Source organism: Streptomyces sp. PH9007 (genome assembly GCF_059813725.1).
Genome location: NZ_CM187440.1, coordinates 5614516 through 5638179 on the forward strand (window position 1 = coordinate 5614516; position 23664 = coordinate 5638179).

Here is a 23664-nt window from a genome sequence, read left to right on the forward strand (position 1 = left end):
CGCAGCCGTGACCAGCCCGCAAACGATCTTGGTCGTCGGGCGACCTTGCCCAGTCCGATCCGGCTGGCGCTGGATGCGGCCAGCTTCCGGGCACCCTCGTCCCGCTCCGTGCCCCCGACGCTTACAGGGCCGAGACTTTCTCATCTGCGCCGGACAGGCGATTTCGGCAGTCGAGCACGTACGGCGCGTGTTCAAGAAGCGACTCGTAGTCGAATTCCGCATGGTCCGTGAGCAGTACCACGACGTCGGACGTTGCGATCTCCTCCGCAGTCGCGTCCACTCGAACCAAGCGTGCATCGGTGGGGATGTCCTCCACCACCAGTGGGTCGGCACCGCGTACCTCCGCGCCGAGGTCGAGAAGCAACTCGGCGATCCGAGCGGCCGGGGCTTCTCGCGCATCTCCGGTGTTCGCCTTATATGCCAGGCCAAGCAGGAGCACCCGGGAGCCGTTGACCGGTCGGCGCCGGTGGTTCAACCCTTCGGTGAGACGTCGCACCACGTAGTCCGGCATGTGGCTGTTCACGTCGTTAGCCAGCTCGACAAAACGGAACGACCGACCGAGCGCACGTTCCACACGCCAGGAGAGGAACGACGGGTCAATCGGCAAGCAGTGTCCACCGACCCCCGGACCCGGGTCGAACCGCATGAACCCGAACGGCTTCGTGGCCGCCGCGTCAATCGCCCCCCAGATGTCGATCCCCAGGTCGTGAGCGAACACTGCCAGCTCGTTGACCAGAGCGATATTGACGTGCCGGAAGGTGTTCTCCAGCAGCTTGGTCAGCTCGGCCTCCATGCAGGAGAAGGTGGGCACGGTTCGCTCCACCAGTTGCCGGTAGAAGCTGTTCACCGCATGCAGCGAGTCCCGGTCGATCCCGGAGACGATTTTCGGGGTGTTCTCCAGACGCCAGACTGGGTTGCCCGGGTCGATCCGCTCGGGGCTGAATCCCAGGTGGAAATCGCGACCGGCGATCAGCCCGGAGCCTTTCTCCAACAGTGGCGCAAGCAGTTCCTCGGTGGTGCCTGGGTAGGTCGTGGACTCCAGTACCACCATGGTCCCCGGCCTCAGATGCGTGGCTAGCGCTTCGCCGGCCGCCTCGATGTAGGAGAGATCGGGCACCCCTTCGTGCAATGGTGTCGGGACGGTGATCACCCCTACGTCATAGCCTGCCAGGTCGGCCCGGTCGGCGGACGGCTGATAGTTCCCGCTCCCGAGGACCAGACGCAGCCGGTCGGTCGTGATGTCTTCGATGTACGACTCACCGCGGGTCAGTTTGTCGACCCGGTGTGGGTCGATGTCGTACCCGACGACCTGATGGCCGACCTCGGCCGCTCGCACGGCCAGCGGGAGTCCCACGTAGCCCTGGCCGACAACAACAACATGCATGGCTGCTCCTACTACAATTTCAGTGCTTGAATGGACCGTTGTCTTTGGCCTAGCAAGGAGAAGCGCTGTGCCCCTGGTATCTGTTGTGATGCCTGTGTATAACTCGGCCGTCACTCTCGGATCCTCGATCCGGTCGGTACTCGCACAGAGCCATGAAGACCTGGAGATTCTGGTCACCGACGATGCGTCTTCCGATGGTTCTATGGACATGCTGATGGAATTTGCTGGGCAGGACTCGCGGGTTTTGCCGGAGGCAGCACCCGAACGGGGCGGTGCTGGTCGGGCCCGCAACCTTGCTATTGAGCGTGCCCGCGGGGATTACATCGCTTTTCTTGACAGTGACGACATGTGGCTCCGGGACAAGCTGGAGCGGCAGCTCGACTTCGCCGCGGCAGTCGATACGCCTTTGACATTCACTTCCTACTTCAAAGTGGATGCTGAATATGATGGCGAAAGCACGGACTTCATCCCTAACGGGCGCGTGGTCGAGGCCCGAGAGCACGTCGACTACCGGGCGATGCTGGTCCAGGACCACATTGGTGCGCTGACTGCCATGTACGACCGCAGTGTGCTCGGCACGAGGCTGATGCCGGAGATGCCCAAGCGCCAGGACTACGCGCTGTGGTTGTCGATCATGCGTGACGGGATCGAGGCCCGAGCCTTGCCCGAGCCGCTGGCCCTGTACAGGGCTGGCCGGGCCGGGTCTCTGTCCTCGAACAAACTGTCTCTTGTCCGGTACAACTGGTCGCTCTACCGCGAGCACGAACGGCTGTCGGTGCCCCAGTCAACTCGGGCGCTGGCTGGGGCGGCTTGGCACTCGGTGCGCAAATCGCGAATCTGAGAGCGTCAGCGGGGCCCGGCAGCCGTTCGCGCTCACTGGCCTACGCGGTGAAGAGTCCGTCCACTCCTGCATCGCGCAGGAACAGTTGGAGCAACAGGCGGCGTTCCTCGGGCACGATGTCGCGCTGGCCGGTGCCCAGCGGTTCACGCCCGTGCACCCAGCGGTGCTGGTTCACGATGAGGAAGTCACCGCGCTGGAGAGTGAAGGACACCTGGCCGGCGACCAGCTGGTCTGCGAGTTCCTCGGCGGCCCGGGTGTGTGCCTCATCGAGTCCGGACTCAGCGAGCATCTTGGCGGTGAACCGGACGAATCCCAGATCCGCGGGTTCGCCGTCCAGGATGGGGAAGGGGCTGTACTCCTCGCCGACGTCGGACAGAGCGAAGAAGGATCCGTAGCGGTAGGCCGCGTCGGCCAGGAGGCTTCGCCTTGAGGGCGTCAGTCGCGATACGGCGGCGCGGGCATCGGAGAGGATGCTCGCGCCGGCACCGAGTGCGTCCGGCCGGACGCACAGCAGGGTCGTGTAGTCGGGGGGCTGGGTTGCGTTGACCAGGTCCATGTGAAACGCGTTGTACCCCGTGCCAGTGGACAGGCCCGGGTGGGCGTCGAGATTGGTCCCGATCTCCTTCCACAGCGGCCACCTCTGGAAGGGCTGAAACGGGGTCGCGACTTCGGCGAGAATCGCCGTGGCCAGGCGCCGGAACGCGTCGTCCATTCCGATTATCTGAGCGATGTTCCGCAGGCGCACCACGGTGTAGCCCGGGTTCGCGCTGCTCAACGCGCCGAGAAGTGACTCCCGAAACGCAGCGAACAGCGGGGTCGAATTCAACTGGGTGCGGTACTGCTCGATCGTGGGCTCTGCGAGGAAGGTGCCATCCACGGTCCAGGGGGGAAGGGCCTTTCCGATTTCGATCAGAGCTTCTTCCAGGTCTGCCGATAAGTCGATGAAGCCGTCCCAGTCGCCCGCGATTTCGGGCATCGCATCGATCCTCTCTGGGGATTCACTCCGCCCCGTTGAGCGGAGTAGCCATGTCAGTTCGTGGCGCTGTTCCTCGAAGGGTGTGAAGCCGGGGTTCCCGGCGTGCCCGGATCCGGACTTGAACCGGCACCCAGCGCGTTTTATGCGCGCCCGCTCAGCCGTTGGCGTATCCGGGCCTGGTACTCCTGTCCGGGCCGCCCTCCCGCGCCTCGGCCAGCCAGCGAGGTGCGGGAGATCGGGCCCCGCCGCCGCGCGCGGGGTGGGAAAGGGGCGGGGCGGCGGGACGTTCAGGGGCGGCCGGGGTCAGTGGCCGGGCCACCAGGTCCGCGCGAGTCCGGCGACCAGCGCGCCCAGGCCCAGCAGGGCGATGGCGTACGCGCGGCCAAGCGGGTCCGGCGGGGACGCGGTGGGCGAGGCGGTTAGGTGGGGCGATGCCCCGGTGCCGTGCCGGGTCGGACCGCAGGGCCCCGCCACCTTGCCGCGTACGAAGTCGGCCAGGCGCCGCAGGCAGTCCGCGCACGCCTGGACGGGCTTCGCTCTCCCGTACGCCACCACCGATCCGGCCCACACCACCGGCACGTTCTCGCTCTGGCACATCGAGCAGATTCCTTCGTGTGTCACCCAGGCGGCGAACCCGTCGACGTGCAGCCAGGCCAGCGGGGTCGGAGCGGTCATGACGGTCTGCTTTCCGGAGTATCGGGCGGCGGAAATTCGGCGACGGCCTGCGATATCTCGCTGCGCCGGACCGTCCGCGTCACCCGCGGCAGCCGGCCGTTGGCGAGTGTGACACTCCCGCCATGAATGAAATGAATCCGCCGGCCGCCGAACAGTTCCGTCACCGACTGCACCCGCTCCGCCTGTCCACCGATCTCGATCCGATCACACGGCCGCACGCCACCGGCACTCACATCGAGCGTGATCTCCTCCAGCGGAGCCTGGTCCACCAGGGTCAGGACCTCATGCGCATGCCCGTGCATCACGTACCTCCTCCGTCGCCACCATCAGCTGAACGACCTCACCCGGCGCCGGCCGCTCCGCGACCGCACGCAGCGGCCTCACCCGGCACGACTGTGCTGCACACGCCCACAGCCCGAACACGTGCCCCCACTGCTCCCGGGCCCGCCCAGCCTGTTTCGCCCGTCGCCAGTCCGCGGGCAGCGGCTTCGCGCACCACCCACACGCCAGCCCGTGCGCCTGCGCGGGCGCCAGCCGCGACAGCGTCGCCCCCCGCGTCGTCGGCTCACCCATGACCCGCACCCCGATTGCCAGGCTCGGCCAGGAGCGCCGTCTGCCGCATGAGGCCGGCCTGCCGCCGCGCGAACGCTCGCAGGGCGGCGTCCTCCTCCGCGGTCCAGTCATCCGGCACTGTCCACCACTCCGTGCCATCCGGCAGGACCACCCGCCGCACCCTCGACCCGGCGAGGAACTCCTCCTCCCCGCGCCGCATGTCACCCAGCAGACCCAGGACCCTTCGCACATCCCACCGACGGCTCACCGCGCACCCGCCCCCACATCGCAGCGGAACCACACACACTTCTTGAAGAGGCCGTCCATGCGATGACTACCGACCGACGCGGCCATGCTCCGCAACATCCACAGCCCGCGCCCCGACTCGGCATCCCAATCCGGCGCCCCACAGACCTCAGGAAGAACCAGAGAACGGTCGGAGACCGACACCACCAGCGCATCCCCGAGTCTGTAAATCATCAGAGAACAACACCGGTCATCCACGTGCTTGATCACGTTCGACAGCAACTCAGTCACCCCCAACCGCACCACGTCCACTACCGAAGCCGAGGCCCCCACTCCCGAGCCACGCCGGCCGCCTCCCGCCGCCACAGCTCAAGATCTGCGGCCCGCGCTGTTAACGGGTACTCGCGCGCTCGTGGGCCGTACGTGGCTACAGAACTGCTCATGTGCTGCCTCCTGGTCCGACTGGCGCAGACGGGAATTCGGTGCTCGGTCAACACCGCTGGACCCAGGTGAGCCGTCAGGTGAGCGCCGTAATAAGCGTCCAGGCAGACCGACTTCCACGGCCATGCCCCGGCACATGCCACATGGTGAGGCCGGGGTGATTCCAGAAAGTCGCTGGCATGCCACTTGCATGCCACTCCCGGGTAGGAGCTGCGTCGAGCCAGGCAGGCAGGTGAAACTGACCGTGCAGGGCGAAAGCCTTCGAGAACACCCATACTGGGGCGCCAGGGGAGGGCGATGGAGAACACAAGCCGAACGCTGCTGCACCTGTTGGCACAGCAACTGCAATGGCCGTACGACCGTTTCCGCCGGGCATACGAGGAGGCGGCTGTCCAACTGGCTAAGGCCGAGGGAGACCCGCAGATCGCCCGAGCGACGCTCTCGGAGCAGACGTACAGGCGGTGGACCGGCGGCAAGGTCCGAAGTCTGCCGAGATCTCCGGCATCCATGATCTTGGAGCACATGTTCAGCCGACCGGTCGCTGAGTTGCTCGCTCCACCCGGCGATGAAGAGCCCGAGTCCACGGCCCTTCGCCCGCGAACGCCGCAGATAGACGAGAGGGAACTCCAAATGACCGCACGGGAAGCCGCCGGCCACGCCGGTGAAGCCGCAGCGAGGGCCCTGCCCGACCTCACTCTCGACCAGGCGGAAGACGACACACGCGCCCTGGCCCGCGACTACCCCCGTACGCCATCGGGCGAGTCATACCGCCGGGGTCTGGACCTGCTTCGCCTGGCGCAGGCCATGCTGGAACAGACGCAGCGGCCTCGCCAACGGGACCGCCTGTACCTCCAGGCTGGCTCCACTGCGGCGATCATGGCTAGCGCCGCTTTTGATCTCGGCTCGCTGTCCTCCGCGGTCTCGCTGGCCCGTACAGCGGCGCTGTACGGGGAGGTCATTGACCACCATCCCCTGCGCGCGTACGCCCACGGAGCGCTGGCATACCTGGCCTACTGGGACAGCCGGCCAAGCGACGCGGTCCGCCTAGCTCAGACCGCTGGCACCTTCACCGATGTCGGCGACACTGGCCGCATCCGACTGGCCACCATCGCTGCGCGCGCTCACGCCCACATGGGCGATCGCTCCGCCGCCCGGACAGCCATGTCCCAGGTCGAGCAGTACACCACTGGTCGACGCGACGAACTGCACGATGCAGTTGGCGGTGAGTTCGCCATGTCGGCTGCTCGCGTCGCTATGTCGAACGCGACAAGCTGCTTGCTCATTCAGGATGTCGCGCGAGCCGAGTCGGCGGCCGAGGAAGCTCTCGAACTGGTTCAGGGGCACCCGGCCGAGGAACGCATGTCTTGGGGAAGCAAAGCCGCAGTCGATTTGGCCCGCGCCCGGTTACTGCGACGCGAACTGGATGGAGCGTCCGAGGCCGTTAGCCCGGTCTTCGACATCCCCAGTGAATGGCGGACCCTCGGTCTCCGCGAGCGTTTGGCGGACTTGCGCCGGGATCTCACCGCGGTCGATGTCCGCGAGGCGACGGTGGCCCTCGACCTGGGCGGCCAGATCGAGGCATTCACCATCACAGGGGCGGGCGCCCGGAGCCATCACGCGCTGGAGGTCTGACCGCTAGCCGGGAGCGCGTCCAAGATGGCCGCCTCCCTGCTTGCTGACATTCCGTGCTCTGCCCACCGTGGATGCTCAACAGGCATGCCGCCGGAGCGCATCCACTCCCAGGTGTCGGCCACTGTCTCGCTCAGTGGCCGACTGACGAATCCAGCCTTGCGGGCAACAGAAGAGTCCACGGCCCATGCACCCGGGTGGGTACGCCACAACGGAAGCTCTGTCCACTGGCGAACACCATGTTCAAGGAGTAGTTCGTCCGGGGCCCATCGCAGTTCTGCGCCGCCTCCAGTGGCATCAACACAGGCCGACAGGAAATCCCGCATCGTGTCCCGGTGGAGCGGTGCGGCCAAGTTGAAGCTCGCTCCCTGGCCCACCGCTGCTCTGTCCAGCGCGAACGCTGCCACGTCCCGTACATCAACCGGCTGGATCGTCCTGTTCGGACTTCCCGGCGCGAGCATCGGGCCGCCGCGCTCGGCCCGTCTCAGCCACCACGGCAGTCGGCCAACATACTCACCGGGGCCGACGATCACGCCCGGTCGCAGCACTGTCGCTCGGCCAGGCCCGAAAGTTCGTTGCACCGCGCGCTCCGCCCCTGCCTTCTGAAGGCCGTAGTACGCGGCAGCGTCACCGTTCTTCCCGTACTCCTCGTCGGCCTCGGCCGGGGCGTCCAGGGTTTCGGATGCCTCGGTCAGCGGCTCATTCGGCCAGCCACGGTAGGCGTTGACGGTGGAGACATAGATGTAGCTCTGCGCGGCAGGCTCCAATACCCGTGCCCCGGCCAGGATGCGCACCGGAGCGTGATCCGCGGACGACGTATCAATCACCGCATCCCATGGGCCATGTGAAGCGAGCCGGACCACATCTTCAACGACCGCTCGATCACCTCGGATCGCTTGCACCCCTGTAACGTCGACACCGGAGCGACCGCGGTTGAAGGTGGCAACGTCCCATCCCCGCCTCAGCGCTTCCTCGGCTACTGCACGCCCGAGGAACCACGTACCACCAAGCAACAAAATTCGCATGGGGCGATCCTTCCCCGGGTGCTCCACCTAGGACAAGCCCGGAGCTTCCGGCTAAGGCTCCGTAAAAGTTGGTTCCGGCCCCAGCAGTCGGGCTCACCGACTCGGGGGTCAGCCACCGGATGAATGAATGGACGTGGGCGCGGAGAGAGCCGTGAGGAGCGAGGATAGACGCTCTCTGGCATGACCAGCGCGTGACCAGTAGCGGTCCGGAACAGCCGGAAGCACCGATATAGCCCGGGGCGCTGATTTTCCTTGAGGCGCCGTTGCCGCAGGTCAGAGACTCATGACCCCGGTGTCCGAGGGGAGAGTTCACGTCCCCCCCTCGGACACTCACCGTACGTACCTCTGTGGTGCTGGCCGGAATCCGGCCGGCACTTTCTCGTTCCTTCACGGTCCCCATGGGTCGTGGAGCAACCGGGGTCGCGGCCCGGCTGCGGAGAGCACCTGTTGCTTCGCTGCGACCGGACGGGTGAGATCACGGCCCGCCGGGTCGTCCTCGACCATGTCCTCGACGCCCGGCTTCCGGTGGCTGACCGTGCGCCAGGTCCAGGAGCTGCTCCGGCACAGCAACTACCTCAACGTGCAGGCACGCAGCCTGCTGGCCTGCCTGCGCGGCCTCGCTGGTCGGGCAGGGCCGTGACCGGGTCAGCCGGCCGCGGCCCGGTTCACACGGAGTCCACCACCGGCGGGGCGGCGGCGATCACCTCGTCCAGCACAGCGCGCGAGGCGCTCAGCTCGTCGATGACGCTGCTGAGCCGGGCCCTGGCTTCACGCAGGTCGTCCAGCATCTCCGCGCACGTGGGGATCAGCCTCTGGCCGTCGTCCCGCATGCACGGCAGCACCTCCGCGATGAGAACGGTGGGCAGACCGGCCGACAGCAGGGTCCGGATGCGGCGCACCGCCTCGACGTCCCCCTCCTGGTACTCGCGGTACCCGCTGGGGCGCCGGTACGGGTGCAGGAGCCCTTGCTCCTCGTAGTAGCGGAGCATCCGCTCGCTGACCCCCGTACGGCGTGAGAGCTCCCCGATCCGCACCGGACACATCCTCTGACACTCGGTCACGACTTGACTCTCACACCGATGTCAGAGCCTAACGTGCCGCTGACGCGACGTCGTCCTCATCTCCCCTGATGCGAGCAAAGGAGACACCTGTGACCACCGGCGACAGCGCACCGCAGCGGGCGGGGCGGCGGGAGTGGGTCGGGCTCGCCGTACTCGCCCTGCCCACCGTCGTGCTGGCGATGGACATGACCGTGCTGCACCTGGCCGCTCCCACCATCAGTGCGGACCTCTCCCCGACCGGCAGTCAGCTGCTGTGGATCCTGGACATCTACGGCTTCCTGATCGCCGGCTTCCTGATGACCATGGGAACGCTCGGCGACCGGATCGGGCGCCGTCGGCTGTTGCTCGTCGGCGCCGCCGCGTTCACCGTCGCCTCGGTGCTGGCCGCCTACGCGCAGAGCGCCGAAATGCTCATCGCCGCACGGGCGTTGCTGGGGGTGGCCGGCGCCACCCTGATGCCCTCGACGTTGGCGCTGATCTCGACGATGTTCGCCGTTCCGGCGCAGCGCACGTTCGCGGTCGCGGTCTGGATGACCGCGTTCATCAGCGGCGAGGCCATCGGCCCGCTGGTGGGCGGCGCGCTCCTGGAGTTCTTCTGGTGGGGCTCCGTCTTCCTCATCGCCGTGCCGGTGATGCTGCTGCTGCTCGTCACCGGGCCCCGGCTGCTGCCCGAGCAGCGTGGGGAGCGATCGGCCGGACGCTTCGACATCCTCAGCGCCGCGATGTCGATGGCGGCGGTGCTCTCCCTGGTGTACGCCGTCAAGAAGCTGTCGGAGTCCGGGCCGGGGGTGGCGCCGCTGGGGTGGGCTCTGCTGGGTCTCGCGGTCGGCGCTGCCTTCCTGCGGCGGCAGCAGCGGCTCGCTGAGCCCCTGGTGGACCTGGGGCTCTTCCGCCTCCCGGCGTTCAGCGCCGCCCTGAGCACCCAGACGCTGGCGGTGTGCGCGATGGCCGGCACCCAGCTGCTGCTGATGCAGTACCTCCAGTCCGTCATCGGCCTCTCCCCGCTGGAGGCGGGGCTGTGGACGCTGCCTGCGGTCGCCATCGGGATCGGCGGCACGCTGCTCGCGCCGAAGGTGGTGGCCCGGGTGCGGCCGGCCGTCGTGGTCGCCGGGTGCCTGGTGGTGGCCGCGGTCGGCGCGGCGCTGGTCACCGCGGCGGACGGCGAGGACGGTCTGGCGTGGGCGGTCACCGGCTTCACCGTGCTGTACGTCGGCATCACCCCGATCCTCGCCCTGACCACGGACCTGATCGTCGGCTCGGCTCCGCCGGAACGCGCCGGCGCCGCCTCGGCCATCTCGGAGAGCGGCGCCGAACTCGGGCTGGCCCTGGGCATGGCGCTGCTCGGCAGCCTCGGTCTCGCCGTCTACCGGCAGCAGCTGTCGGACCACGCGCCGGACGCCGTCGGTGACGAGGCGCTGCGCGACGCCCAGGAGACCATCGGCGGCGCGGTCAGCACCGCGGAGGGCCTGCCGGAGCCGCTGGGCGGCGCGCTGCTCGACGCGGCCCGCGAGGCGTTCACGACCGGGCTGCACGCCACTGCGCTGCTCGCCACCGTCGCGCTCCTGGGCGCGGCCGTGCTGGCCGCCGTGTCCCTGCGCCGCACCCCGGCCACCGGCCACCAGGCGCCGAAGCAGGAGCCGGAGCCGGCTGAGACGGCCTGACGGAGCCGGTCGTCGCCGGGAGGCGTGCGCCCCGGTCCGTCGACCGACGGCCATCCGCTGGGCTTCGGTCGACGGATCATGGATGGCCATCATTCTGCACGCGCTCGGCGTACAGCATCCGGTACGGGACGCGCCCTGTCTCCAGTGCGTCATCGCGGCGTCCCTGCCGTGGCGGAACTGGACCGGCGTGCAGCCGTACCTGGACGCAGTGGACGGCGCCCCTGCTGGACGTCAAGCCATGGTTCATCGCGTGAACTACGGCCCGAGAACTGGCAGGCATCCGCGGGTAGGAGTGAAGAGCCTCTGACCTGCCGGCCCGCCGGCCGGTGGGAAGAGCAGGTCAGAGGCTCATGGCCAGGGTGGCCGAGGGGCCAGGCCCTCCTCGGACGCCGGGGCGCGGCGTGAGCAACCGTGCGACCCACGGAACGATGCCGCCGGCCCGGGACGCCGCGCTCCTTGAGAGGGTGGTCGATGCCGCGTGGTGAGCCTCGCCCCTCCGTCGTGGTGCGGCGACCCTGTCCCGGTGCGAAGGCGAACCCTCGGCGGCCTCGCCACCCCGTACCTCAGGACGTGCCGCGGTGTGACGCGGGAGGCCCGGCGTCGGCGATGATCTCGCGGGCCTCGGCGGGGATGTCGCCGGGGGTGAAGAGGACGGTTCCCTCGACGGTGTTGCCGCGTTCGCCGGTGACCAGGCCGGTGATGGCCGGGTTGGTCGTGTAGTTCCCGGTCAAGGTCTGGTCGCCGGTGGTGTTGCCGTTCTGGTTGTTGGCGTGCGCCCACTGTGCCGCCGTGTTGAGGAAGACGTTGCGGGTGGCGGTGATGTACCGGGAGCCTTCGTCGAAGTACAGCCCGAGTTGGCCGCTGTTCTCGCAGAAGTTCCCCTCGATGGTGCTGCCGGGCATCGCGGAGAGCGTGTAGACGCAGCCGGCGTCGAACAGTGTGTGGATCACGTCGCTGATGTGATTGCCCACCACGCGGACGTCGGACAGGGTGGTAGGTGTGTCGTAGACCGGCTGGAAGTCGTAGAGCCCTCGGTGGAGATATTCGGGATTGCCGCCGGGGTCGTTGGCGCCCCAGCCGAATCCGACGCCGATGCCCGTGTAGGGCATGTCGGACACCTCATTGTGCTCAATGGTCAGCCGCGTCACGTAGCTGGCGAAGATCCCGTCGTGGTCCAGGTACTCCAGCGCGGTGGAGAAGACGCGGTTGTGACGGATCAGGATGTCGCTGTTGGTCATGCGTGCGTCGGAGGGGTGGTGGGCGTCGGGGCGCACTCCGCCGACCACGATGCCGCCGCCCGCGCCGGCGGTGAACGTGTTGCCGATGACGGAGACGTTCCGTGCCCCGAGGCCGACGCCGGTGGCGTGCGCGTTGGCGTCGTTGCCGATGCCGAGCCCGACCGAGCCGAGGTTCACGAAGGTGTTGCTCTCGAAGAGAATGTCGTGCGCCGCCGACACCTGCACGGCGGCGGGCGCCTGCCCCCAGGTGTTGCGGGCTCCTTCGAAACCTCTGCACCCGGCCGCGCAGGAGGTGAACGCGTCGGCGGGCCGGTGCTCCTGGACGCCGGTGAGGAACGTGCCGGTCTGCTGGTTGGCGTATCCGTCGGGCGAGCCGGGGTGCAGCCAGGTGGTACCGGTGAAGGTGAGCCCTGCGAAGGAGAGGTCGTGGGCGGGTTCGTCGTAGCTGCCGCCGACCTCGACCAGTGTTTCCAGCCGCGGCAGTTCGACCCGCGCGGTCGCCAGGTCCTGCCCCACGAGCGGCTTGTAGTAGAGCGTCCCGCCCGTGGTGTCCAGGTACCACTCGCCGGGCTCGTCGAGGAACGCCCTGGAGTTCAGCAGCCAGAACGCCGGCGCGCGGAACGGCGACTGGATCGTGTCGTAGCCGTAGGTGTTGTTGTCCCACGCCGGCTGCCGCATGACGACCGTGGAGCCGGTGATGCTGTCCACCGGTGCGAAGCGATTGGTGAACGACAGCATCGCCTGGAGTTCGATGCGCCGCTGGTCGGGCAGGTCCGCGAGATAGCCGAGGTCCGGGTTGTCCAGGGTGAAGCCGGTGGCGTTGAGGCTGATGTCCGACGGGGCCAGACCGGTGCGGGCGCGCTGGGCGAGGGCACCGTCGACGTACAGCTGCCGGGTGTCGAAGCCCGTGCCGACCTCCGCCCGGTAGACGCCGGTGGCCGGATCATCCAGTTCCCAGCCGGTGACCGGCTCGGCCCCGGTCAGCACGGGCCGCGCTCCCTCGGCGGCCCGATACGCCACGGTGTGGCCGTCCCGTCCGGAGTCAGCGGCGTCGAACCGCAGCGGCTCACCGAGCCGGTACGTCCCGTCGAGGAGCGTGACGGTGACGTCGCCGTCGGCCCGGGCGGCGAGCTCCCGCGCCCGGTGCTGCGCCTCCGCCAGGGTCGCCAGCGGCTGTTCGGCGGTGCCGGGACCGCCATCGGCGGCGTGCTGGGCGCCGGTGGGCGCGACGACGATGGTGTGGCCGCTGGGCACGGCGTGTGCCGCGGGAACGGGCAGGGCGGTGAACACCGCGGTGGACAGGGCCGCGGCACACGCCGCGAGGGGTATGCGCAGGCGGGTCGAGAGCTGTGGTGGGGGCACGGCTTACGTCCTTTCGTCATGGCGGGGCGCTACCAGGAGAGCGGGATCCGGGTGGAGTGCGGGGCGCGGTTCCTGGATGACCGGAGCCGGGAGCATGGACCCCGCGGGGCGCCGTGGCGCGTTCCCGGTCACCGGGAGCAGGCGCCGTCCGGCCTGCTCCGGTCGGATGTGCGGGGTGCCCGGCGCGGCGGTGTGCGGTGCGTGGCGGGCGGTGATCGTTTCCGCGTCGACGCGCAGACCGAGTCCCGGAGTGTCGCCGAGGACGAACGCGCCGTCCTCCACGTGCAGGTCGAGGGACAGGCCGGCCGGGGGCTGAAGGTCTTGCAGCTCGCTGACCAGGTGATGGGGCATGGCCGTCGCGGCGTGCAGCAGCCCGACGGGGGTGTTGCCGATCGGGCTGACGGGGAGGTCGTGGGCGTGGGCCAGGGCGGCGACCCGCAGAAAATGCGTCACCCCGTGGACCGCGGCGGTCTGGACGATGTCGAGCGCGCCCGCGGTGAGCAGCGGCCGGTACTGTTCCAGACCCGTCAGGTTCTCCCCGCTCGCCACTGAGGCGCGGACACCGCGCTGGACGGCGGCCAGGCCCTCGGCGTCCCAGCGCCTGACGGGCTCCTCGATCCAGATGAGGTCCAGGGTGCGTTCGATCTCGGCGACGTGACGGACGGCCTGTTTACGGGTCCACGACTCGTTCGCGTCGAGCATCAGGCCGGGCCGTACGCCGCGTGCGGCCTCGGTCAGCACCTCCTGGACCAGGGTCAGGCGCCGCCGGTCCCGGTCGGGGTCGAGGCCGCCCTTGATCTTGGCCGCCCGGATGCCGTGCTCGGCGTACTCCTGGTAGACCGCGATCAGTTCGTCCTCGCCCAGCCCGATGTCGAGGCCGGAGGCATAGGCGGGTACGGTCCGGTCGAGTCCGCCGAGGAGCCGCCACAGGGGTTCTCCGGCCGCTTGCGCCTTGATGTCCCACAAGGCGGTGTCGAGGGCGCCGATGGTTCCGAACCGGGCCCCGGCGTGCCCGGCCTTGAAGGTCTGCCGCAGCATGCGGTCATAGAGCACGGTCACGCCGCGCGGGTCCTCACCTTCGATGGCCGTGAAGAGGACGTCCGCTTCCGCGTGTGATCCCAGACCGGCGCCGGTGATGCCCTCGTCCGTGTCCACGAGGATGATCGGGACGGGGACGACACCGTCGGCGAAGACGCCGTTGGCGTCCCCGACGGGACGGCCCCACCTCTGCACCGTCGTCAGGGTGCGATACCCGGTGATCCGCATGTCATCCCTTCGTGGAACCGGCGGTGACGCCGTCGGCGATCTGGCGCTGGAAGAAGACGTAGAGCACGAGCAGCGGAAGCGCGGCGATCAGCACCCCGGAGGCGAAGACGGGGATGTTGTCGGAGTACTGGCCGCGCAGTGAGGTGACGCCGACCATCAGGGTGCGGTGTTCGGGGGACGGCATCATCAGCAGGGCGATGAGCACGTCGTTCCAGCAGAACAGGGCGTTGAGGATGCCGACCGACAGCAGGGCCGGACGCCCCATCGGCAGCATGACGCGCCGGTAGACGCCGTAGGGCGTGTTCCCGTCGATCCTGGCCGCGTCCACGATCTCGCGCGGAATGGTGGTGTAGTAGCTCGTCATCAAGAAGATCGTGAACGGGAGGAACTGGGCGACGTAGGCGAGGATCAGCCCGGTGTAGGTGTCCATGAGCTGGGCGTCCGCCATGATCCGCGCCAGGGGGACCATGATGACCTGGAAGGGTACGAACAGGGCCGCGAGGCAGCCCAGGAAGAGCACCCGTGAGCCCCGGAACCGCAGGTGGCTCAGGGCGAAGCCGGCCATCGAGCCGATGAGCAGGAGCACCACCACGGCGCAGGTCACGACGGCGAGGGAGTTGACGACGTACCGGCCCATGCCGGCGTTCGTCCACGCCGCGGCGACGTTGTCCAGGTTCGGGGACGGTGCCGGGGTGAACCGGTCGAGGACGTAGTCGTGCCGGGTCTTCATGGCGACGTTGCCCGTGAACAGCAGGGGGTAGATCGTCGCCAGGGCCAGGGCGGCCATGGGGAGGGCCACCAGCCATCTGCCGAGACGGGGGCCGCGCATCAGCTCTCCCTCCCCGAGCGGCGCAGCAGCGCGATCTGTGCGAGGCCGACGACGAGCATGATGACGAACAGAACGGTGGAGGCGGCCGAGGCGAGCGCGGGCCGGTTCAGCTGGCCCTGCTGGATCCAGACGTAGTACTCCGGCAGGTACGTGGAGCCCTCGGGGCCGCCGCTCGTCATCACGTACAGCAGGCCGAACATCGAGGTCAGCATGCCGATCATCGTGGTGACGACGACGAACTGGATCGTGCGGGACAGGCCCGGGACGATCACGTGCCGGATGAGCTGCGGCAGCGACGCCCCGTCGACGCGGGCGGCGTCCTGGAGCGAGGGGTCCAGGGTGGAGAAGCCGGCCAGGAAGACCACCAGCGCCATCCCGAAGGTCGCCCAGATGTGGACGCCGACGACGGTGAACATGGCGATGTCCGGGTCACCGAGCCAGTCGATCGGGCCGATGCCCAGCTGCCCGAGCCCGGAGTTCAGGGGGCCGTCGAAGGCGAGCAGGAGGTTGAAGATCGCGCCGACGATCACCGGTGAGAGCACGGCCGGGAAGAAGTAGACGCCGCGGTAGAACCGGTGCCCCGGCACGCGCAGGTGGATGAAGGTGGCCAGCAGGCCGGGGATCGCGACCGCCACCGGCAACAGCACTACCAGCAGCCCGACGTTCTCCAGCGCGGTGCGGAAGAGCGGATCCCGCAACAGCTCCGTGTAGTTGTCCAGGCCGACCGGTTGCCCGTCCCGCTCGCCGTCGCCGGTGAGGGAGAAGTTGACGCCCAGGAGCAGCGGGAACAGCCGGAGCGCGAGGATGATCAGGATGGCCGGGGCGAGCAGGACGTAGGGCGCCAGCCGTTCCGCGCGGCGACCGGACCCGTACCGTGGCCCACTCTGGCCCGGGGCCGCGCGGCGGGTACCGGCGGCGCCCGGACGCCCGGTCGGACCGGCCGTGGCCGGGTGAGCAGGGGGCGGCGAACTGTGGACGGGCACAGGGTCAGCCAGCCCGGTCGGAGTCGGCCAGCTGCCGCAGCGCGTCATCGACGCCGACCGACCCGCTGAGGAGCTGTTGGGACAGTCGCCCCATCAGGTCCAGCGTCCGGGCCGACAGCGCGACATGCAGGGCGGGCCTGCCGGTCTCGATCTCCCGCACGATGGTGGCCAGGGCGGGGCCGCCACCGGAGACGTCCACCGTGGTGTCCGCGACGATCGCCCCGGCGTCGGCGTGGAAGGCGGCCAGCGCCCCGGTGGACGTCAGGGAACGGACCAGGTCGGCGGCGAGGTCCGGGTTCTGGGTCCCCTTCGCGACCGCGTACCCGATGCCGCCGTCGTAGGGCAGGCTGGGAACCGCCTCCTCCGTGAGGACCGGGGCGCGCAGCACGCCGACGTTGTCCTCGCCGAGGAACTCGCCGAACTCCTCCCAATGACCCACGTCCGACATGAGTCCGGCGATGTGGGCGGCGCTGCCGGAGGCGAAGAGGGCGAGGGAATCGTTGAACAGCGCGGTGGAGTTGACGCCGTCGTTGTTCAGGCCCGCGCCGTCGACCTCCTGCCAGAGTTCGAAGATCCGGCGTACCTGGGGCGAGGTCCAGTCCCGGTTCCCGGCGATCCAGTCGGCGTACTGCTGTGGCGGCAGGACGGCCGATCCCAGAGCCGAGAGGAAGAACTGGATGCCGTAGCCCTCCTTGTTCCCCAGGGCGAAGCAGGTGGCCGGGGTCTCCTGCGCGATGGTCCGGCAGTCCCCGAGGAACTCCTCCCACGTGGTGGCCGGGTTCTCGGGGTCGAGCCCGGCCTCCTCGTAGAGGGCCTTGTTGTAGTAGATGGGGTGTCCCTGGAGCGTCACCGGCGCCGCGTAGACGGTGCCGTCCCTGGAGAACGCCTCCCAGCCCGCCAGCCTCCGCAGGTCCTGGGCCACATAGTCGTCGAGGGGCAGCAGGTCATCGGCCCGCTCCCGGAGTTGGCCGCCACCGTTGAAGAGCATCACGTCGGGGCCCTGACCGGTCCGCATGGCCGTGCCGAGCAGGGTGTAGTACTGGTCGAAGGGCTGTGCCACGAATTCCACGGTCACATCCGGGTGTCGCTCGGCGAAGTCGGCCTTCGCCTCCTCGATGTACGCGGCCGCGGCCTCGTCACCGGACTTCCAGTCCCAGACGACCAGCGTGTCCTCCCGGGAGCCGGAGGCGGAACCCGATCCCGCGCTGCCGCAGCCGGTCAGGGCCAGAGCCACCGCCAGCGCCGTCGACCACAGTGCCCGCCGCTTCATCGCCGCTCACTCTCCGGAGGGTGCCGGGGCAGCCCGCCCGTCGGTCCAGATGGTCAGGAAACGTAAGTCGTATGATGTTTGGCGTCAAGGGGTGGTGCGTATACTGGCGGCGGGAATCGTGGCGCCGCCTGATCGCGGGCCACCGGAGGGACTATGACGGCATCACAGCAAGCCACTTCGGGCGCTGCGCCGCCACCGGCCTGGGTGCGACGACCGGCCAGCCTCGCGAGGGCGCTCACCGCGGAGTTGGTGGTGCGCATCGTCCGAGGGGATTACCCGCCCGGCACCTCTCTGCCGGCCGAGCCGGGGCTGTGCGAGGCGTTCGGGGTCAGCCGGACCGTGGTGCGCGAGGCGGTGAAGCTCCTTCAGGAGAAGGGCCTGGTCCACGTCCGTCAGGGGGCCGGCACCGTGGTGACGCCGTCGACCCGGTGGAACATGCTCGATGAGCTGGTGCTCGGGGCCAGCGTCGAGGGGGACGAGAGCCTGACGATCCTCGACGATCTCGTCGTCACACGGCGCCTGTTGGAGTCCGACATGGCCAACCTCGCCGCCCAGCTCGCCACGGACGAGGTTGTCGACCGGTTGCGCACGCTCGTCGACGGGATGGACGAACTCGTGGACGACCACGTCACGTACGAGGAACACGACCGCGCCTTCCACGACACGATCATGCGGGTCTCGCAGAACCGCATCGCCCGTGCCGTGGTGCGCTCACTGGAGAGCCAGGCCATCAACACCGCCCGGTACGTGGGGAAGACCGAGCGAGCCCTGTGTGTCGCGTCCAACCAGGGCCACCGCCGCATCTACGAACGCATCGCCGCCCAAGACCCGCCCGGCGCCGCCCAGGCGATGTTCGCCCACATCACCGAGGCGTGGCTGGTCCGGCGCAGCGGCCCCGGCGAGCCGGTGCGGCTGCGGCGCTGAGGTCTGCCGGACGTCGCGGGCCGGTGCCCGGAGCCGGCCGCCGTCGCTGGAGGAAGAGAGCGGCCGGCCCCGGGAGGCGCCCACACGATGTCGTGACGGCTCGACCGCCGCGGGACCCGGGACGGACCCGTACGGCCGTCCGCCGGCACGGCGATGGCGGGCGCCGGTCACCCGGACTACCCCAGTACCGCCTCCCACCTGGTGCCATCGGCCGTTGCGCCGGCCGGAAGGCGGTCACGGGCACCGGTGTCGCCGTACAAGCTCCAGCGGAACCAGTCGAGGAAGGTGTTCTCGGTCTGCGGGTAGGTCGGGAAGTCCGGGATCAGGTAGGAGCCGTGGTCCGCCCCCACATGGGTGAGGAAGGCCTTGGGAGCGGCCAGCTTGTCGTAGGCGGCGCGGGCCGATTGGTAGTCACAGGTCGGGTCCCGGTCGCCGTGGATGAACAGCACGTTGGCCCCGACCGCGCCGGTCGGGTCGCCCATGTCCACGCAGGCGATCGGCACCGCTGCGGCGATGCGATCGTCCGGCCAGGAGGTGACCAGTCCCTGGGTGGTCATGCCACCCATGGAGTGGCCGGAGACACCGACTCCGGCCCCGGTGTCGATGTGTCCGGCCATCGGGTCGTCCCAGGAGTCGCCGAGCGCCAGTGTCCGGGTGATGACCTCGGACACGTCCCTCGACCATTCGCCGCCGTAGACGCTCCCGAGGTTCGTGTTGTCGGAGAAGGAAGGAGCGGGGCAGATGAAGCCCGCCGCGGCCAGATCGTTGGTCTGCGAGGAGTAGCAGTCGGAGTTGCACCCCATGCCGTGGCTGAACTCGGCGACGGGGAACACCCCGTCGGCGACCGGCGCGTTGGGGACGGGCTGGCCGCCGGGGGTGCCGGCGGCCGGGTAGAAGACCTTGGTGAACAGCGAACGGCCGCCGCGCGCCCAGTGGTATTCCCGGACTCCGACGGCGAAGGCCTGCGTGGGGGCCTGCCTGGTTCCGTGGGCGGGGAGCGCCTGGACCGGTGCGGCGCCGAGCAGCGCGGCGCTCGTCCCGATCGCTCCGGCGGCGCCGAGACCCAGGAGCGTGCGTCGTCGCATCGTCATGGGTGACTCCTTGTGTGGGGGATGGTGGAGGATGGTGGGGGATGGGGGGAGAGTGGGGGAGGTGCGGCTGAGGGCCGGGCGGGCCCGGCCCCGTGCGCGGATCAGCAGCTGTTCGTGGTGCTGGTGGCCAGGCCCAGACGCCAGGGGAGCTGAGAGTATTCGCCGCTCGCGGAGGGGTCGATGCCCTGGTAGAGGAGTCGGAGGTCGCAGGGGTCGATGGTCATGGTCTGGTCGTTGGTGGCGCGGACCAGCTCGCCGTGACTGATGTCCTGCGTCCAGGCACCGGATGCGAAGGTGACGTTGTTGCGGCTGGCGAAGGGGTTCTGCTGGGTGTCGGCCAGCGGTGTCCACTGGCCGGTCAGGCCCTGGGCGGTGAAGGCGCGGTACCAGCGCCGCCCGTCCGGGCCGATGGCCTCCCAGATCAGCAGATAGGTGTCGGTGTCGCCGACGCGGTAGACGGCGCCGCCCTCGAAGAGGTCGTACGCGCCGTCCTCCAGGACGATCTGCGTGTTGTCGAAGCCGTTCGGGAAGTCCGCCATGGTGGTTTCGGACCGGTAGACGTGGCCGTTGTCGTCCGCGGAGAACAGGTAGCACATGGTGTCGTCGCAGATGACGAAGAAGTCGAGCCAGTTGCCGTTGCCGATGTTCTGCCGGACCACCTCGGGCACGCTGTCCATGAAGTTCCGCGGCGCGGACCAACTGGTGGGGTCATTGGGGTCGGTCGTGGTGGAGAACGACGGCAGGCCGGTCTGGTAGACGAGGTACCACTCGTCGTGCGGCGCGAAGTAGAACGCGTGAGGTGCCGCGCGATAGCCGGGCCCGATGGCGGAAGCGGCTTCCAGGTCGGTCTGCGGAGCACTCGCGGCCTGTGACCAGTCGGTGAAGCTCGTGTGGGCCAGTCCCCAGTCGCCGCTGGTGTCGACCCTGGTGAAGAAGACGTGCCAGGTTCCGTCATCGTCCTGGACCACCGACGGGTCCTTGGCCGCGACCGAGTTGAGGTTCGGCGCGGGGGAGATCAGGGGACCGCCGGAGGACCACTGGAAGGTGTCGGGTAACTGCTGCTGGGCGGGGTCGGCCTGGGGGGCGATGTCGGCCGCCTGCTCACCGGAGGCGGGCGCGGCGACCAGCGCCAACGCCACACCGAGCAGGAGGACGACGGCCGCGTGGAGGGGCCGGGAGCGGGAACGGCGTACTGAGGCAGGCATCAAAGACTCCGTGTCGGCTCGGCCGGTGGGCTCAACCACACGAACATCGCCTGGCCATGGTGTCCGGCACAGCGGGGTGTGGGGGGACCTCACCGGAACAAAACGGATGGTGCGCGTACGTCCTGTCATGGTCCGTGTGTGGGGACACGGACCGGCGGCCAGTTCGAATGTCCGACCCGTCGAACGTCGACTGACCCTTCAAACGTCTCGGATGATAGCGAGGGCCAGACATGAGTCAACATACGTCGTACGAATTTCCGCCTCCGCCTCCGCCTCCGCCTCCGGACCGTCCCCGTCCGCCGTGGTCGGCGCCGGCGTGGTTGCGCCCGCCGACGGGGTGCATCTGTGGACGTAGGGGCCACGTTCTCCCTCGGGCACCACGGCGGAGCTGTCCACGGAATGGACCGGGTCAGGTGCGCGGAACCCTGCTTCAAGGGACCCCGGGGCAGGGGTGACGCTCGGTTCCGCACGGCAGGTGGGCCGTGAGAGGGTGGCGAACAGGGCCGGTCCGGGCGTCGGTTGGAGTGGCCGCGCGGGATGGGGGGCTCGGCTGGAGGCATGGTGGGAAACGCTGACAGGTCACGCGGTGTGCGGCTGGCCGCCCATGGTGCCGTCGCCACGTCGCTGGCGCTGCGCAGTGACCGCAGCCTGCAGGAGCTGGTCGAGGCCGCCCCGTCGGTCGGTTCCGGTATCGGTGGCAGGACCGTACTGCTGGAGATCGACGGAGCCCCCGTATTCGTCAAGCAGGTGCCCCTGACCGATCTGGAGCGACGGCCGGAGAACGTGCACTCCACGGCCAATCTGTACGGCCTGCCGTCGTTCTGCCAGTACGGGGTCGGCAGCATCGGCGGCCCGGGCGTCGGGGCCTGGCGGGAGCTGGCCGTCCACACCATGACGACGAACTGGGTGATCGCCGGCGATCACGAGGGCTTCCCCCTGATGCACCACTGGCGGGTGCTCCCGACGGCCGGCCGGCCACTGCCCGAAGAACTCGCCGATGTGGAAGGGGCCGTCGCCTACTGGGGAGGCCGGCCGGAGGTACGCCGGCGGATCGGAGGGATCCAGCAGTCCACGGCCAGTCTCACGCTGTTCCTGGAGTACATCCCGCAGAACCTGCACGAGTGGCTCGGTGAGCGCATCCGGGCGGGCGGCGAGGCCGCCGAGCGAGCCTGTGTCGCGGTGGACGACGAACTGCGGGCCGGCGTCTCGTTCATGAACGCCCGCGGGCTGGTGCACTTCGACGCCCATTTCCAGAACATCCTGACCGACGGCCGCCGCCTGTACTTCGCCGACTACGGCCTCGCGCTCTCCTCCCGCTTCGAGCTGTCCCCGGACGAGGCCGCCCTCCCCGTTCGGCACGCGAGCTACGACCGGGCCTACACCGCCACCTACCTGGTGTACTGGCTGATCACCGCCCTGTACGGGGCCGGCTACGGGTGGGACGAACGCTACGCGCTGGTGCGCGCGTGCGCCGAGGGCGAGCGGCTCACGGGCACCCCGGAGGCAGCCGCCTCGATCATCACCCGCCATGCGCCGCTCGCCCCGGTGATGTGGGACTTCATCCGCACCTTCCAGCAGGAGAGCCGCGAAACCCCCTACCCGGATGAGGCGATCCGCCTGATCCTTGAGCAGGACGCCCCGCCCGGTGCGCCGACCGGGCCGTAAGAGCCCTGCGGAGAAGCACCCAGCACCGTCCGGAGAGCTGCGGTGTGGTGTGAACGTCCTTCCGAGCCCCGCCCGCGCATCACCAGCCGTGAGTTGAGAAGCTCTCCCCGGTGAGGTAGTGAGCGATACCGTGGGCGTTGTACGGGACGGTGTGCGCCGGGAGTTCGCCCGGGCGGTGCCAGCCGATGCCGGCGCATTTCCCGGGTTCCGCGTTGAACGGTTCGCCCTCCCAGTCGGCCGTGGCGAAGAACCAGCCGATCCGTGCCCGGCCTTCGGGGCTGCGGTGGTGCATGACGTGCACGGTGCGCAGAGCCGACGGATTGATGGCGATGCCGACTTCCTCCCGCGCTTCGCGCACCGCCGCCTCGATGACGCTCTCGCCGGGGTCGACCTTTCCGGAGGGCAGATTGAGCATGCCGTCGGCGTAGCCGGTGCCCGAGCGCTCGGCCAGGAGGATCCGGTCGCCTCGTTCGAGGATCACCATGACGTCGATGACGGTGTGGGGTTGCACGTAGGGGTCCCTCCGGCGGAGTGTCGGGCGGTAGGACCTTAGCGGTGGCGTACCGGCCGCACGCGGCGGGAAGCCCGCTACGGAACTCCGGGTGCTCCGGGGCGAGTGCCCCGGTGCCCGGGGGCAGGGCCGCGCCCCCTTCGCTGCGCGGCTACTCTTCGCACGGAGGCGTTCACCACCGATGGGGGCCGGATGGGTGCGGACGGGGCGGGCAGTGCGGGAGAGAACCGGGCGGCGGGGCGGACGGGCCTCGTGTCTCCGCGCGCGGGGGGCGAGCCGGTTCCGGCGACCGCGGACGCCGAACGGCAGGAGTTTCTGGAGCTGTACAAGCTCGCGGTCGAGATGGCCGACCGCGTGTCCTCACGCCGCGGCGCGGCCAACACGTACTACCTCTCCCTGCAGACCGCGCTGGTCACCCTGATCGGCTTCGGGATGCCGCGCCTGTCCGAGTCGCCGTGGTGGGTGTCCCTGGTCGTGGCGTTGGGCGGCGTGACCCTCTCGCTGGCCTGGTGGATGCAGCTGCGCAGCTACCGGACCCTCAAGGCGGCGAAGCTCCAGGTCATCAACAATCTGGAGCAGCACCTGCCGGTGCGCATCTTCACCGATGAGTGGGACGCGCTCAACAGCCCCCCGTCACCCGGCCCGTTCAGGCGCTACGCCGAGTTGGGCACCCCCGAACGCGTGGTCCCCTGGGTGTTCGCCCTGGCGCATCTCACCCTGTTCGCAGGCACACTGTCCCTGTGATCCGGCTCGACCCGCTCGCGGATCTCATCCGCTTCCGGCGTCCCCGGGCCACCAGCCCCCGGCGCGGCGGTGCGCCGCGCCGGGG

22 protein-coding genes and 1 tRNA gene are annotated in these 23664 nt (G+C 69.3%); 7 read left to right on the forward strand and 16 right to left on the reverse strand.

What is annotated here, in order from left to right; genetic code table 11:
* Positions 1–121: 121 nt before the first annotated feature.
* Positions 122–1384, reverse strand: coding sequence for a nucleotide sugar dehydrogenase (locus ACTFAP_RS25730; RefSeq protein ID WP_500467549.1), 1263 nt, complete (start codon positions 1382–1384; stop codon positions 122–124).
* A gap of 67 nt (positions 1385–1451) precedes the next feature.
* Between ACTFAP_RS25730 and ACTFAP_RS25735 the strand changes: the two genes are divergently transcribed.
* The gene (locus ACTFAP_RS25735; protein ID WP_495682531.1) at positions 1452–2225 is read left to right on the forward strand and encodes a glycosyltransferase; all 774 of its coding nucleotides are present in this window, start codon (positions 1452–1454) and stop codon (positions 2223–2225) included.
* Between the two features lie 40 nt (positions 2226–2265).
* Here ACTFAP_RS25735 and ACTFAP_RS25740 read toward each other — a convergent pair whose 3' ends face one another.
* The 5 genes from ACTFAP_RS25740 to ACTFAP_RS25760 form a co-directional block, all read right to left on the reverse strand.
* Positions 2266–3201: a TauD/TfdA family dioxygenase gene (locus ACTFAP_RS25740; protein WP_500467550.1), complete on the reverse strand. Its 936-nt coding sequence runs from the start codon at positions 3199–3201 to the stop codon at positions 2266–2268.
* Between the two features lie 103 nt (positions 3202–3304).
* Positions 3305–3377, reverse strand: a tRNA-Leu gene (locus ACTFAP_RS25745).
* Between the two features lie 127 nt (positions 3378–3504).
* Positions 3505–3876 carry a hypothetical protein gene (locus tag ACTFAP_RS25750; RefSeq protein ID WP_495682533.1) on the reverse strand — a complete coding sequence of 124 codons (372 nt, stop codon included), beginning with the start codon at positions 3874–3876 and terminating at the stop codon, positions 3505–3507.
* Positions 3873–4178, reverse strand: coding sequence for a hypothetical protein (locus ACTFAP_RS25755; protein WP_500467551.1), 306 nt, complete (start codon positions 4176–4178; stop codon positions 3873–3875). The genes ACTFAP_RS25750 and ACTFAP_RS25755 overlap by 4 nt, the downstream gene beginning before the upstream one ends.
* Positions 4179–4692: 514 nt before the next feature.
* Complete coding sequence (locus ACTFAP_RS25760; RefSeq protein ID WP_500467552.1) at positions 4693–4965, reverse strand: ATP-binding protein; 273 nt, start codon at positions 4963–4965, stop codon at positions 4693–4695.
* A gap of 447 nt (positions 4966–5412) precedes the next feature.
* On the opposite strand from ACTFAP_RS25760, the gene ACTFAP_RS25765 reads away from it, so the two are divergent.
* Entirely contained in the window at positions 5413–6747 is a 1335-nt protein-coding gene (locus tag ACTFAP_RS25765; RefSeq protein WP_500467553.1) for an NsdA family TPR-like regulatory protein, read from the forward strand.
* Here the strand turns inward: ACTFAP_RS25765 and ACTFAP_RS25770 are convergent.
* The gene (locus tag ACTFAP_RS25770) at positions 6729–7769 is read right to left on the reverse strand and encodes an NAD-dependent epimerase/dehydratase family protein (RefSeq protein WP_500467554.1); all 1041 of its coding nucleotides are present in this window, start codon (positions 7767–7769) and stop codon (positions 6729–6731) included. The two genes, ACTFAP_RS25765 and ACTFAP_RS25770, sit on opposite strands and share 19 nt — an antisense overlap.
* Positions 7770–8238: 469 nt before the next feature.
* Here ACTFAP_RS25770 and ACTFAP_RS25775 point away from each other — a divergent pair, with 469 nt between their 5' ends.
* On the forward strand, positions 8239–8409 hold the full coding sequence (locus ACTFAP_RS25775; protein ID WP_495682537.1) for an NDP-hexose 2,3-dehydratase family protein: 171 nt from the start codon (positions 8239–8241) through the stop codon (positions 8407–8409).
* A gap of 25 nt (positions 8410–8434) precedes the next feature.
* Here ACTFAP_RS25775 and ACTFAP_RS25780 read toward each other — a convergent pair whose 3' ends face one another.
* Entirely contained in the window at positions 8435–8803 is a 369-nt protein-coding gene (locus tag ACTFAP_RS25780; protein ID WP_500467555.1) for a MerR family transcriptional regulator, read from the reverse strand.
* 95 nt (positions 8804–8898) lie between these two features.
* Between ACTFAP_RS25780 and ACTFAP_RS25785 the strand changes: the two genes are divergently transcribed.
* Entirely contained in the window at positions 8899–10491 is a 1593-nt protein-coding gene (locus tag ACTFAP_RS25785) for an MFS transporter (protein ID WP_500467556.1), read from the forward strand.
* Between the two features lie 563 nt (positions 10492–11054).
* Here the strand turns inward: ACTFAP_RS25785 and ACTFAP_RS25790 are convergent.
* The 5 genes from ACTFAP_RS25790 to ACTFAP_RS25810 all read right to left on the reverse strand — a co-directional run bounded on the left by ACTFAP_RS25790 (position 11055) and on the right by ACTFAP_RS25810 (position 17439).
* On the reverse strand, positions 11055–13091 hold the full coding sequence (locus ACTFAP_RS25790; RefSeq protein WP_500467557.1) for a right-handed parallel beta-helix repeat-containing protein: 2037 nt from the start codon (positions 13089–13091) through the stop codon (positions 11055–11057).
* Between the two features lie 3 nt (positions 13092–13094).
* The gene (locus ACTFAP_RS25795; protein WP_500467558.1) at positions 13095–14357 is read right to left on the reverse strand and encodes a mandelate racemase/muconate lactonizing enzyme family protein; all 1263 of its coding nucleotides are present in this window, start codon (positions 14355–14357) and stop codon (positions 13095–13097) included.
* A 1-nt stretch (position 14358) separates the two neighbouring features.
* Positions 14359–15186 (reverse strand): carbohydrate ABC transporter permease, encoded by an 828-nt coding sequence (locus ACTFAP_RS25800; protein ID WP_500467559.1) that lies wholly within the window; start codon positions 15184–15186, stop codon positions 14359–14361.
* Positions 15186–16031 carry a carbohydrate ABC transporter permease gene (locus ACTFAP_RS25805; RefSeq protein WP_500469570.1) on the reverse strand — a complete coding sequence of 282 codons (846 nt, stop codon included), beginning with the start codon at positions 16029–16031 and terminating at the stop codon, positions 15186–15188. The genes ACTFAP_RS25800 and ACTFAP_RS25805 overlap by 1 nt, the downstream gene beginning before the upstream one ends.
* Positions 16032–16173: 142 nt before the next feature.
* A complete protein-coding gene (locus ACTFAP_RS25810; RefSeq protein WP_500467560.1) occupies positions 16174–17439 on the reverse strand; it encodes an ABC transporter substrate-binding protein in 1266 nt (421 codons plus the stop codon).
* A 153-nt stretch (positions 17440–17592) separates the two neighbouring features.
* On the opposite strand from ACTFAP_RS25810, the gene ACTFAP_RS25815 reads away from it, so the two are divergent.
* Positions 17593–18363 (forward strand): FCD domain-containing protein, encoded by a 771-nt coding sequence (locus tag ACTFAP_RS25815; RefSeq protein WP_495682544.1) that lies wholly within the window; start codon positions 17593–17595, stop codon positions 18361–18363.
* Positions 18364–18539: 176 nt separating this feature from the next.
* Here the strand turns inward: ACTFAP_RS25815 and ACTFAP_RS25820 are convergent, their stop codons facing one another.
* Both ACTFAP_RS25820 and ACTFAP_RS25825 read right to left on the reverse strand, forming a co-directional pair.
* Positions 18540–19454, reverse strand: coding sequence for an alpha/beta hydrolase family protein (locus ACTFAP_RS25820; RefSeq protein WP_500467561.1), 915 nt, complete (start codon positions 19452–19454; stop codon positions 18540–18542).
* Positions 19455–19555: 101 nt separating this feature from the next.
* Positions 19556–20659 carry a glycoside hydrolase family 62 protein gene (locus ACTFAP_RS25825; RefSeq protein WP_500467562.1) on the reverse strand — a complete coding sequence of 368 codons (1104 nt, stop codon included), beginning with the start codon at positions 20657–20659 and terminating at the stop codon, positions 19556–19558.
* A 558-nt stretch (positions 20660–21217) separates the two neighbouring features.
* On the opposite strand from ACTFAP_RS25825, the gene ACTFAP_RS25830 reads away from it, so the two are divergent.
* Positions 21218–22324: a protein kinase family protein gene (locus tag ACTFAP_RS25830; RefSeq protein ID WP_500467563.1), complete on the forward strand. Its 1107-nt coding sequence runs from the start codon at positions 21218–21220 to the stop codon at positions 22322–22324.
* A 79-nt stretch (positions 22325–22403) separates the two neighbouring features.
* On the opposite strand, the gene ACTFAP_RS25835 is transcribed toward ACTFAP_RS25830, so the two are convergent.
* Positions 22404–22835, reverse strand: coding sequence for an NUDIX hydrolase (locus ACTFAP_RS25835; RefSeq protein WP_390122263.1), 432 nt, complete (start codon positions 22833–22835; stop codon positions 22404–22406).
* A 252-nt stretch (positions 22836–23087) separates the two neighbouring features.
* Here ACTFAP_RS25835 and ACTFAP_RS25840 point away from each other — a divergent pair, with 252 nt between their 5' ends.
* A complete protein-coding gene (locus ACTFAP_RS25840; RefSeq protein WP_495682548.1) occupies positions 23088–23579 on the forward strand; it encodes a RipA family octameric membrane protein in 492 nt (163 codons plus the stop codon).
* Positions 23580–23664: the final 85 nt, after the last annotated feature.

What these genes read in the sequence shown, in the direction of transcription:
- ACTFAP_RS25755 (WP_500467551.1), bottom strand. Translation starts at nt 4,178, where the DNA reads ATGCACGGGCATGCGCATGAGGTCCTGACCCTGGTGGACCAGGCTCCG.
- ACTFAP_RS25785 (WP_500467556.1), top strand. Translation starts at nt 8,899, where the DNA reads ATGCGAGCAAAGGAGACACCTGTGACCACCGGCGACAGCGCACCGCAG.
- ACTFAP_RS25730 (WP_500467549.1), bottom strand. Translation starts at nt 1,384, where the DNA reads ATGCATGTTGTTGTTGTCGGCCAGGGCTACGTGGGACTCCCGCTGGCC.
- ACTFAP_RS25820 (WP_500467561.1), bottom strand. Translation starts at nt 19,454, where the DNA reads ATGACGATGCGACGACGCACGCTCCTGGGTCTCGGCGCCGCCGGAGCG.
- ACTFAP_RS25825 (WP_500467562.1), bottom strand. Translation starts at nt 20,659, where the DNA reads ATGCCTGCCTCAGTACGCCGTTCCCGCTCCCGGCCCCTCCACGCGGCC.
- ACTFAP_RS25750 (WP_495682533.1), bottom strand. Translation starts at nt 3,876, where the DNA reads ATGACCGCTCCGACCCCGCTGGCCTGGCTGCACGTCGACGGGTTCGCC.
- ACTFAP_RS25800 (WP_500467559.1), bottom strand. Translation starts at nt 15,186, where the DNA reads ATGCGCGGCCCCCGTCTCGGCAGATGGCTGGTGGCCCTCCCCATGGCC.
- ACTFAP_RS25770 (WP_500467554.1), bottom strand. Translation starts at nt 7,769, where the DNA reads ATGCGAATTTTGTTGCTTGGTGGTACGTGGTTCCTCGGGCGTGCAGTA.
- ACTFAP_RS25830 (WP_500467563.1), top strand. Translation starts at nt 21,218, where the DNA reads ATGGTGGGAAACGCTGACAGGTCACGCGGTGTGCGGCTGGCCGCCCAT.
- ACTFAP_RS25815 (WP_495682544.1), top strand. Translation starts at nt 17,593, where the DNA reads ATGACGGCATCACAGCAAGCCACTTCGGGCGCTGCGCCGCCACCGGCC.
- ACTFAP_RS25765 (WP_500467553.1), top strand. Translation starts at nt 5,413, where the DNA reads ATGGAGAACACAAGCCGAACGCTGCTGCACCTGTTGGCACAGCAACTG.
- ACTFAP_RS25810 (WP_500467560.1), bottom strand. Translation starts at nt 17,439, where the DNA reads ATGAAGCGGCGGGCACTGTGGTCGACGGCGCTGGCGGTGGCTCTGGCC.
- ACTFAP_RS25740 (WP_500467550.1), bottom strand. Translation starts at nt 3,201, where the DNA reads ATGCCCGAAATCGCGGGCGACTGGGACGGCTTCATCGACTTATCGGCA.
- ACTFAP_RS25795 (WP_500467558.1), bottom strand. Translation starts at nt 14,357, where the DNA reads ATGCGGATCACCGGGTATCGCACCCTGACGACGGTGCAGAGGTGGGGC.